This is a genomic window from Klebsiella sp. OBRC7 (genome assembly GCF_000293135.1).
Taxonomy (GTDB): domain Bacteria; phylum Pseudomonadota; class Gammaproteobacteria; order Enterobacterales; family Enterobacteriaceae; genus Klebsiella; species Klebsiella michiganensis.
Window position 1 is genome coordinate 1 of sequence record NZ_ALNJ01000153.1, and the last position, 8,735, is coordinate 8,735.

Sequence of the window (8,735 nt, forward strand, 5' to 3'; positions counted from 1 at the left end):
AACATAAAACACTATCAATAAGTTGGAGTCATTACCGGGTAATGGCTATCATATTCTGGGTGAGGAGCTGGAAAAACGCTACCTGTTGCTAAACTGCCTGCGCCGAGTGCTGGAAATCCCGGTCGCCAAAAATATTATTGCTCAATACAACAATGTGATGAGCGACTATCTGGAAAAGGTGGGCAATGTTTTCAGCGAAATTGAAAAACGTTTTAAAATTCAGTTTACCGACCGCCAGCTTCAGGAGCTTATTTATTTTATCTGCTTTGTCCTGCACCGTATTGATTCAGGAAAAAGTCTGGTCAATATCCCGAGCAGCTACGCTGACATTATTGGCAGCAGAGAATATACATTGATGCAGAGCGTTATCAGTAAAATCAATATCAGTAGCGAGAATGAACTGGTTTTCCTGACGGCACTGATCCAAAGTTCAAATATTCAAAGCATTGCCGATAAATATTTCCACCTTGATACGCTTCTGCTCGAAAGCGTGGTCGCGGTGGTCGATAACTTCGAAAAAATAAGCTGCGTCACCATCAAAGAAAAAAATGAGCTGATTGAAAAGATCTATCAACACTGGAAACCGGCCTATTACCGTATTCGCTACCATCTGACCAACACCAGCAGCGTTTACGATCTGGTGGTGAAAGAGTTCAGCCACCTGCACGAGATGGTTCGCCGGGCGGCGGTGCCGTTCGAAACGGTATTGCACTGTGAAATTCCCGATGAAGAGATGGCATTTTTGACGGTGCTTTTTGGCGGCTGGCTGACTCGCGAAGGGGTTATCCATCAGATTAAGCTGCAGAAAACGGCGGTGGTCGTGTGTGAGAATAGCGCTACGATTTCGACTTATCTGTTTCTGACGCTGCAGGTGCTATTCCCGGAACTGCACTTTACCGAGGTGATGTCGCGCCGCGAGTTTGAGCGCTATACCGGGCACTACGATGTGGTCTTCTCGACCACACACCTGAATACCAGCAAGATGGTGTTTGTGGTGAATCCGTCCATCAGCAGCATCCATAAGAGCGCATTCCGCAATCATGTTATCAGCGCGCTACAGGGCGTGGACCCGAACATTATTCAGATAGAGCAACTGCTGCTTATCTTCGAACGCTTCGGCAACATTATCGATCACAAAGGATTGCAGCGCGCGCTGGCCAGCTATATCTACGATGAAAAAAGCGCCGCGAGCGCGGTGGGCAACATTGAACCACAAGCGCCGTCGCTGACCGACTTGCTGCGGCGCGAACACGTTCAGTTTGTCACTTCGTGTCCCGGCGACTGGCAGCAGGCCATTACTCAGGCCGCTGCGTCACTGTTGGAAAGCGGCGTGATTGAACCCCGCTATCTGCAAATTATGCTGAATAAAATCGCTGACGAGCAGCCCTATATCATGCTGGCCGATGGCGTGATTATCGCCCACGCAGGCGTCGATGATGGCGCACTGGATACGGGGATGGCGTTATTACGCCTGCCTTCTAAGATTGATTTCGCGGGTTATATGCAGGCCGATATTATTATCGTCCTGGCAACTAATAATCCACAGAAACATCTCAAGGCGCTCGCGCAATTAAATGAATTTCTCGAATTTTATGATGGCGGTAATGTTATTCGCCGCGCCCAGGATGAATATGCATTGATAAAAGAATTCGTCCATCACCTGTAATAAGTCATTAAACGCCGTTGCAGCTAAAAACTGCAACGTTATTTCCCGGCAACCATTGTCGCGACATCGCTCGCCCCTATAACCGTATACAGGATAAATATTATGTTAGAAATTCAGAAAAAACACGTTGTCGAAATGGCCAGAACCGCTCAGCAATGGGGACTGTGTAAACATAAAGCGGGTAATTCCAGCGTACGAGATAAAGAGACGGGACTTATTCTGGTAACCCCCACGACCATCGACAAAATGCATTTAACGCCGCGCGATATCGTGGTAATGGACGTTGAAGCCAATGTGATTGAAAGCGAAGCGGGTTTGCGTCCGACCAGCGAATGTCTGATGCATATCGAGATTTATAAGGCGCGCCCGGATGTGTTTGCGATTTCCCACACCCATTCGCTGTATGCGACGTCGTTTGCCGTACTGAATAAACCGATCCCGGCGGTGGTGTACGAATGCGCGATCCTCAATCTGAAGGATGGCGTCATTCCGGTTGCGCCCTATGGCCGCCCCGGCACGCCTGCGTTGTCGAACAGCGTTATCGAACCTATCAAACGCGCTGATGCCATTCTGATGGAAAAGCATGGAGCTATCGGCGTAGACAAGGACCCGTATGAAGCGGTGCTGAAGTCTGCCTACCTTGAAGAGATGGCGCAGATTTACTACCACGCGCTGGTGATTAACGGCGGTAAGGAGCCTGAATCCTTCGCCCCGGAAGAGCTGCAACGCTGGGCCTATCCGTCGCAGATTAAATTTTCCCGCTAACTGAGCGCCCGCCCGTTCAGGGCGGAATATTCATGGAGAGAGCGCATGAAAAAATTTCTGAATCAGGCGGAGAACTTTATCCCGGAGATGCTGGAAGGTATCTATCTGGCGCATCCCGATAAATTCCGCTGTGTTAATGAGGATCTTCACTGTCTTGCCACGGCGCGGCCGGTGCCCGGCAAAGTGGGGATCGTCACCGGTGGCGGTTCCGGGCATCTGCCGCTATTCCTCGGCTACGTCGGTCAGGGCATGCTGGACGGCTGCGCCATTGGCGATGTGTTTCAGTCACCCTCGCCGGAGCAGATTCTCGCCGTCACGCAGGCGGTCGATAGCGGCGCGGGCGTGCTGTACCTGTACGGTAACTATAACGGCGATATTTTCAATTTTGATATGGCGGCGGAAATGGCCGACATGGAGAGTGATATCCGAACCGCGACGGTAGTGGCGGCTGATGATTCGGCAGGTGCGGTGCCGGACGGTACAGAAGCCACTACCCGTCGTGGGGTCGCGGGGATCTTCTTTGTCTACAAATGCGCCGGGGCATCCGCGGCCAGAATGGATGACCTTGAAACCGTCCAGCGCATTGCGCAGAAAGCAGGAGACCGCGTGCGCACGCTTGGCGTCGCGCTGTCGCCGTGTATCGTGCCGCGAATCGGTAAACCGGGTTTCCATATTGGCGACAACGAAATGGAGATTGGCATGGGGATTCACGGCGAAAGCGGTATTCGCCGGGGTCCGCAGCTCAGCGCCGAACAGATTGCCGAAGAGATGATGTCCTGGCTGCTGGCGGACTCACCTTGCCAGCAGGGCGATGAAGTTGCCGTGTTGATCAATGGGCTTGGCGCCACGCCGCTGGAAGAGTTGTACCTGATGTATCGCCATGTACATCAGATTCTGGCCGAGAGCCAGATGCGCGTTTTCCGCGTCTGGATTGGCGAATTTGCGACGGCAATGGAGATGACCGGTATGTCCATTAGCCTGATGCCGGTGGATGAAGAGCTGAAAACGCTGCTCAACGCCGGGGCCGATACCCCGATGTTCCGCCAGTTTCCGGCTTAAGGAGGGGGGATGACGCTAGATACGCAGAGTCTGCGACCGCTTTTTACCGAGTGGGCGCGCATCATGGAGGCCAACAAATCGGTCCTGACCGAGCTGGATAGCGTGGTTGGCGACGGGGATCTGGGGCTGACGATGAGCGACGGTTTCGCGGCGGCGGCGCGCTACGCGCAGCAGAGCGAAGAACGTGACCTGGGGCGATTCTTCTACATGGCGGGCAAGGCGATGGCCTCGGCGGTGCCGTCGACCATGGGGACGCTGATGGCTTCCGGGCTGATGCAGGCGGGTAAGGCGTTTAAAGGCCGGGAAACGCTGGGGCTAACGGAAGCCGGCGTGTTGTTCCAGGCCTGGTATGACGGCGTGCAGCAGCGCGGGAAAGCGCAGCCGGGCGAAAAAACCTTCCTCGATGGCATGGCCCCCGTGCTGGCGGCGCTGCTTGCCGGAGAGGAACCGCTGACCGCGGCGAGGAATGCGCTACTGCAAGCACAACAGGGCGTGCAGCAGACAACCACCATGGTGGCGAAGCACGGGCGTGCAGCTATTCATGGCGAGCGCTCGCGCACGTTTGTCGATCCTGGCGCCATGGTCGCGCAACTGTTGATCCAGGGCTATTTTAACTTCGTGCAGGCTATTTGCCCGAGCGACGGGCGGTAAGTAAGGAACGCAATTATGTTGAAAGAAGTGGTGAAAATCAGCAATCAGCACGGCATTCATGCCCGTCCGGCGGGGGTTTTGGCCAAAGCCTGCGCGCAGTATCAATCGCGGATCGAGATGATCTATGACGGCAAGGTTATCAAAGGGAAAAGCATCATGAGCATTCTGGGGGCAGGGATCAAAGGCCGAGGATCGCTTGAGATCATCTGTAGCGGTAGCGATGAGCAGGAGGCAATGGAAAAGTTGAAGGTGCTGTTCGCGGAAGGCTTTGGCTTCGATTAGCCCACGCATTATCAGGCGGAATAAAAAAGGGTTCATGCTTTCGCACGAACCCTTTGCCCGATGACGCTACGCTTATCGGGACGACAAATCTCGTTGGCCGGGTAAGGCGTAACCGACACCCGGCTTCAACGCATTACAGCGTGATGACGTCGAATTCAACTTCAGGGTTCACGTCCGCATCGTAATCCACACCGTCGAGAGCAAAACCGAACAGGTTCAGGAATTCCTGCTTGTATCCTGCATAGTCGGTTTCTTGCGTCAGGTTTTCGGTGGTGATCAGCGGCCACAGGTCACGGCACGCCTGCTGAATATCGTCACGCAGTTCCCAGTCATCCATACGGATACGCTGATTGTCATCAAGCGCCACTTTATCGCCGTACAGGCTGGTGGTCATCAGACGGTTGATCTGCTCGATACAACCTTCGTGAATCCCCTGTTCTTTCATCAGCTTGAAGACCATGGAGATGTACAGCGGCATCACCGGAATAGCAGAAGAGGCCTGGGTGATAACGGATTTCAGTACGGCAACGTTCGCGGAGCCGTGCAGCGGAGCCAGCTGGTTACGCAGTTCACCTGCCGCGCGGTCGAGGTCTTCTTTCGCTTTGCCCAGCGCGCCGTGCCAGTAGATTGGCCAGGTCAGGTCGGTACCGATGTAGGAGTAGGCCACGGTTTTCACGCCTTCGGCCAGCACGCCTGCTTCGCTCAGCGCGCCCATCCACAGTTCCCAGTCTTCGCCGCCCATGACGGTAACGGTGTTCTTAACTTCTTCTTCGGTGGCCGGCTCAATGCTGGCGGTGATGATCTGATCTTTGTTGGTATCAATCGCTTTAGAGGTATAAACCTCGCCGATTGGCTTCAGCGCAGAACGAACGATTTCACCGGTTTTCGGCATTTTACGCACTGGAGAGGCCAGTGAGTAAACCACTAAATCAATCTGACCCAGGTCTTCTTTGATCAGTTTGATGACTGCGTCGCGGCATTCATCGGAGAACGCGTCGCCGTTGATGCTTTTGGAATACAGACCTTCGCGTTTTGCGGCCTCATCGAAGGCGGCAGAGTTATACCAGCCCGCGGAACCCGGTTTGGTTTCCGTGCCCGGTTTTTCGAAAAATACGCCGATAGTGGCGGCACCGCTACCAAACGCGGCGGAAATTCTGGAAGCCAGGCCGTAACCGGTGGAAGCACCGATCACCAGCACGCGGGAAGGGCCGTTAGCGATTTTCCCGTTTTTCTTCACATATTCGATCTGTTTTTCCACGTTGACTTTACAGCCAGTCGGATGGGTCGTTGTACAGATGAATCCACGAATTTTTGGTTTGATTATCATAATGATGGCTAATTAAGTTTGTATTTTCGCTGTCAAGTGCGCAATGACACCGTCTGTTCTGGCTTGTTTAACATCAGGGTTAACAAGCCCCCCACATCTATTATGGCACGGGGCATTATACAGAAAAGCGGCTGCAATGATGAATTACGTCTGATTTTCGCTATAACGCAAAAGGGCCCATGTACGGACATGAACCCTTTTTAAACGGGCAGGTGGGTTAGCGGGTATGGGGGAATTCGGCCATAAATTGCAGAATCAGCGCCATCGATACCGCGCCGGGGTCGCAGTGGCCGATGGCCCGCTCGCCGAGGTTTTTCGCGCGCCCGAAGCGGGCCACCATCGTGGATGTCCCTTCCGCACCGGCCATCGCCGCCTGCGCGCAGTTTGCCAGCGCTTCGGATAATGGCAGGGTCGCGTCTGAGCGTGCGCGCGCTGCCGCTGCGGCGAGTGCATCCATCATTGTTTTATCGCCCGGCTCTGCGCCGCCGCGCTGGTGGATAGCCTGCATACCTGTCTCCAGCCATTCAGCCAGCGTCGCGGCATCCAGCTCGCGGCGTCCAGCCAGCCCTTTGCCGCCCGCGCGGAACAGGGTGCCGAAGATCGCGCCGGAAGCGCCGCCCATGCTGGTCATCAGCCGCGTGCCGCTTTGCAGCAGGCAGTCACCGATATCGGCGGGAGAAAATTCAGGCGCGGAAAGTAGCGTCTGCAAAGCGGTAAAGCCGCGCTTAATGCCAATACCGTGATCGCCATCGCCAATGACCTGGTCGAGTGCGGTCAGGCGCGGTTCGCTGGCGATCATGCCCTGGGCAACGTGCTGTAGACAGGCGGTGAATTGCGTGGTGTTCATCTTATTTTCTCCAGCCGAGGGTATTGATGGGATGGTCATACAGACGTTGCATTTCATCGTCCAGCCGCAGCAGGCTTAACGAAAATCCGGACATCTCCAGCGAGGTGCAAAAGTGGCCGACCTGCACGTCGTGAGTGTGAATGCCGCGTTCTGCCAGCGCCATGCCGACCTTACGGGTGATGACCATGAGCTCAGTGTTGCTCAGCGCACCCAGGTTATTGACGCTGACGCAGACGTTATCGCCGTGGCCAAACGGCAGGTCATCGCACAGGCGGGCGATCATCATCTCGACCAGCTCGTCGCTATGCGGCATGGGCATGCGGCATAGCCCCGGTTCACCATGAATACCAATTCCCAGCTCAATTTCGTTGTCTGCCAGCGTGAAGTTAAAGGCGTCGGACTGCGGTAGTGCGCAGCCGCTGAGCGCCACGCCGATGGTACGCGTATTGTGATTGGCCTTTTGCGCCAGAGCCTCCAGCGCGGGCAGAGTGTAGCGTTCAAACTGTGCCGCCGCACCGGCGAGTTTATACAAGAACGCCAGCCCACCGACGCCGCGGCGATCGGACATTTTCTCCGGCGGCGCAGAGGCAATATCATCCGTGGCGCGCACGGTGCGGCACTCAATGCCTTCTTCCGCCAGTATTTCGGCGGCGATATCAAAGTTCATGCCGTCGCCGGAGTAATTCCCATAGAGGAACAGAATGCCGTTGCCCTGATGAACGGCCCGGCTGGCTTCGATAATCTGATCGGGAGAAGGCGAGGTGAAAACTTCACCCAGCGCGCAGGCATCGATGCCACCTTCACCGACGAACCCGGCAAACGTCGGCTCATGGCCGCTGCCGCCGCCGCTGACGATAACGGTCTGGCCGGTTTGCGTCATCGTGCGATAAACCGCGCAGTACTCCGGGAGGGCGTGGATCCTTCCGCGCCCGGCGTACACCAGCCCTTCCATGATTTCGCTGCGGATATTATCGGTGTTGTTGAACAGCTTTTTGGGTTTCTGCATCGTCACTCCCTCTCGTAAGGTCCTGTTTCTTTAGTGACGATTTTACCTGCACAGCCCGTTTAGACCTGGCACCTTTGATACCAATTAATCTCCCAAACCTGGGGCATGACTGGGGCCATGCTATTCGGTCATTTTACGCTCGAGCACAATCTTCCAGAACGCATCCACCAACGGCTCATGCAGCCGTTTTTTCTGCACGCAGACCCCCAGTTCGAACGGGGTCTTCTCATCGCTGCGTTCTAAAATCATCACGCGGTTGCGCACCGGTTCCGGGCTGTTTTCCAGCACGATTTCGGGAATAAGCGCCACGCCGCAGCCCAGCGCCACCATTGAGACCATCGCCTCATGGCCGCCTACCGTCGCGTAAATAGATGGATTACTGATTTTGTGACGACGGAACCACAGCTCAATGCGGCGGCGTACCGGCCCCTGATCGGCCATGATAAACGGCACCGTCGACCAGTCGGGCTTATCAACCGAAACCTGATTGCGCACCGGGCAGGGCAGCGCCGGGGCGATCAGCACCACCGCCAGATTTTCCAGCATCGAAAAGGCGACCGCGCCGGGCAGCGTTTCCGGCTTACCGGCAATCGCCAGATCGGCCTCGCCGGTGACCACTTTGTCCATGGCGTCGGCGGCGTCGCCGGTGGTGAGCTTAATTTCCACCGAGGGATGTTCGGCGCGGAAGCGGTCGAGGATCGGCGGCAGATGACTGTACGCCGCGGTCACTGAACAGAAGATATGGAGTTCGCCGGAAAGGGACGGCCCCTGCTGATCGAGGGTATGGCGCAACTGCTGATATTGCAAAAGCGTCTGTTGGGCAAACACTCGCAGCTCTTCACCGGCTTCGGTCAGCGTGACCGTGCGGTTATCGCGCACAAACAGCGGCTGGCCGAGATCTTCTTCCAGCCGCTGAATCTGCCGGGAAAGCGTGGAGGGGCTGACGTGCATCGCCCGCGCGCTGCGGCCAAAGTGGCGGCTTTCCGCCAGATGCAGGAAGGTTTTCAGATCGCGTAAATCCACCGATTTCACCTCACGGATTTATATTGCAGAAATTGCAACGTAATGTTGTGAATATATCAATTTCCGCAATGAATTTCCTGTTGTAATGTGGGTACATTCTCGCAAAAGC

General features: G+C 55.4%; 9 protein-coding genes. 5 read left to right on the top strand and 4 right to left on the bottom strand.

Annotated elements, in window-relative coordinates; translation table 11 throughout:
• The first annotated feature begins 22 nt into the window (after nt 1-22).
• From HMPREF1144_RS29800 to HMPREF1144_RS29820, 5 genes are all read left to right on the top strand, one after another.
• Nucleotides 23-1,666 (top strand): BglG family transcription antiterminator, encoded by a 1,644-nt coding sequence (locus tag HMPREF1144_RS29800; RefSeq protein ID WP_009654923.1) that lies wholly within the window; start codon nt 23-25, stop codon nt 1,664-1,666.
• A 102-nt stretch (nt 1,667-1,768) separates the two neighbouring features.
• Nucleotides 1,769-2,431, top strand: a complete 663-nt coding sequence (locus tag HMPREF1144_RS29805) for a class II aldolase/adducin family protein (RefSeq protein WP_009654927.1) — start codon at nt 1,769-1,771, stop codon at nt 2,429-2,431.
• Nucleotides 2,432-2,476: 45 nt separating this feature from the next.
• Nucleotides 2,477-3,490, top strand: a complete 1,014-nt coding sequence (locus HMPREF1144_RS29810; protein WP_009654928.1) for a dihydroxyacetone kinase subunit DhaK — start codon at nt 2,477-2,479, stop codon at nt 3,488-3,490.
• 9 nt (nt 3,491-3,499) lie between these two features.
• On the top strand, nt 3,500-4,141 hold the full coding sequence (locus HMPREF1144_RS29815) for a DAK2 domain-containing protein (protein WP_009654926.1): 642 nt from the start codon (nt 3,500-3,502) through the stop codon (nt 4,139-4,141).
• Between the two features lie 15 nt (nt 4,142-4,156).
• The gene (locus HMPREF1144_RS29820) at nt 4,157-4,423 is read left to right on the top strand and encodes an HPr family phosphocarrier protein (RefSeq protein ID WP_009654924.1); all 267 of its coding nucleotides are present in this window, start codon (nt 4,157-4,159) and stop codon (nt 4,421-4,423) included.
• A 133-nt stretch (nt 4,424-4,556) separates the two neighbouring features.
• On the opposite strand, the gene fabV is transcribed toward HMPREF1144_RS29820, so the two are convergent.
• The 4 genes from fabV to ilvY form a co-directional block, all read right to left on the bottom strand.
• On the bottom strand, nt 4,557-5,750 hold the full coding sequence (gene fabV / locus HMPREF1144_RS29825) for an enoyl-ACP reductase FabV (protein WP_032449369.1): 1,194 nt from the start codon (nt 5,748-5,750) through the stop codon (nt 4,557-4,559).
• A gap of 217 nt (nt 5,751-5,967) precedes the next feature.
• Entirely contained in the window at nt 5,968-6,597 is a 630-nt protein-coding gene (dhaL, locus tag HMPREF1144_RS29830; RefSeq protein WP_009654921.1) for a dihydroxyacetone kinase subunit DhaL, read from the bottom strand.
• A 1-nt stretch (nt 6,598) separates the two neighbouring features.
• Nucleotides 6,599-7,603 (bottom strand): dihydroxyacetone kinase subunit DhaK, encoded by a 1,005-nt coding sequence (locus HMPREF1144_RS29835; protein WP_009654925.1) that lies wholly within the window; start codon nt 7,601-7,603, stop codon nt 6,599-6,601.
• 120 nt (nt 7,604-7,723) lie between these two features.
• Nucleotides 7,724-8,626 carry an HTH-type transcriptional activator IlvY gene (gene ilvY, locus HMPREF1144_RS29840; RefSeq protein ID WP_009654922.1) on the bottom strand — a complete coding sequence of 301 codons (903 nt, stop codon included), beginning with the start codon at nt 8,624-8,626 and terminating at the stop codon, nt 7,724-7,726.
• Between the last annotated feature and the right edge of the window lie 109 nt (nt 8,627-8,735).

Coding starts and splice junctions, on each gene's coding strand:
- HMPREF1144_RS29805 (WP_009654927.1), top strand. CDS start 1,769: ATGTTAGAAATTCAGAAAAAACACGTTGTCGAAATGGCCAGAACCGCT.
- HMPREF1144_RS29810 (WP_009654928.1), top strand. CDS start 2,477: ATGAAAAAATTTCTGAATCAGGCGGAGAACTTTATCCCGGAGATGCTG.
- HMPREF1144_RS29815 (WP_009654926.1), top strand. CDS start 3,500: ATGACGCTAGATACGCAGAGTCTGCGACCGCTTTTTACCGAGTGGGCG.
- HMPREF1144_RS29820 (WP_009654924.1), top strand. CDS start 4,157: ATGTTGAAAGAAGTGGTGAAAATCAGCAATCAGCACGGCATTCATGCC.
- fabV (WP_032449369.1), bottom strand. CDS start 5,750: ATGATAATCAAACCAAAAATTCGTGGATTCATCTGTACAACGACCCAT.
- dhaL (WP_009654921.1), bottom strand. CDS start 6,597: ATGAACACCACGCAATTCACCGCCTGTCTACAGCACGTTGCCCAGGGC.
- HMPREF1144_RS29835 (WP_009654925.1), bottom strand. CDS start 7,603: ATGCAGAAACCCAAAAAGCTGTTCAACAACACCGATAATATCCGCAGC.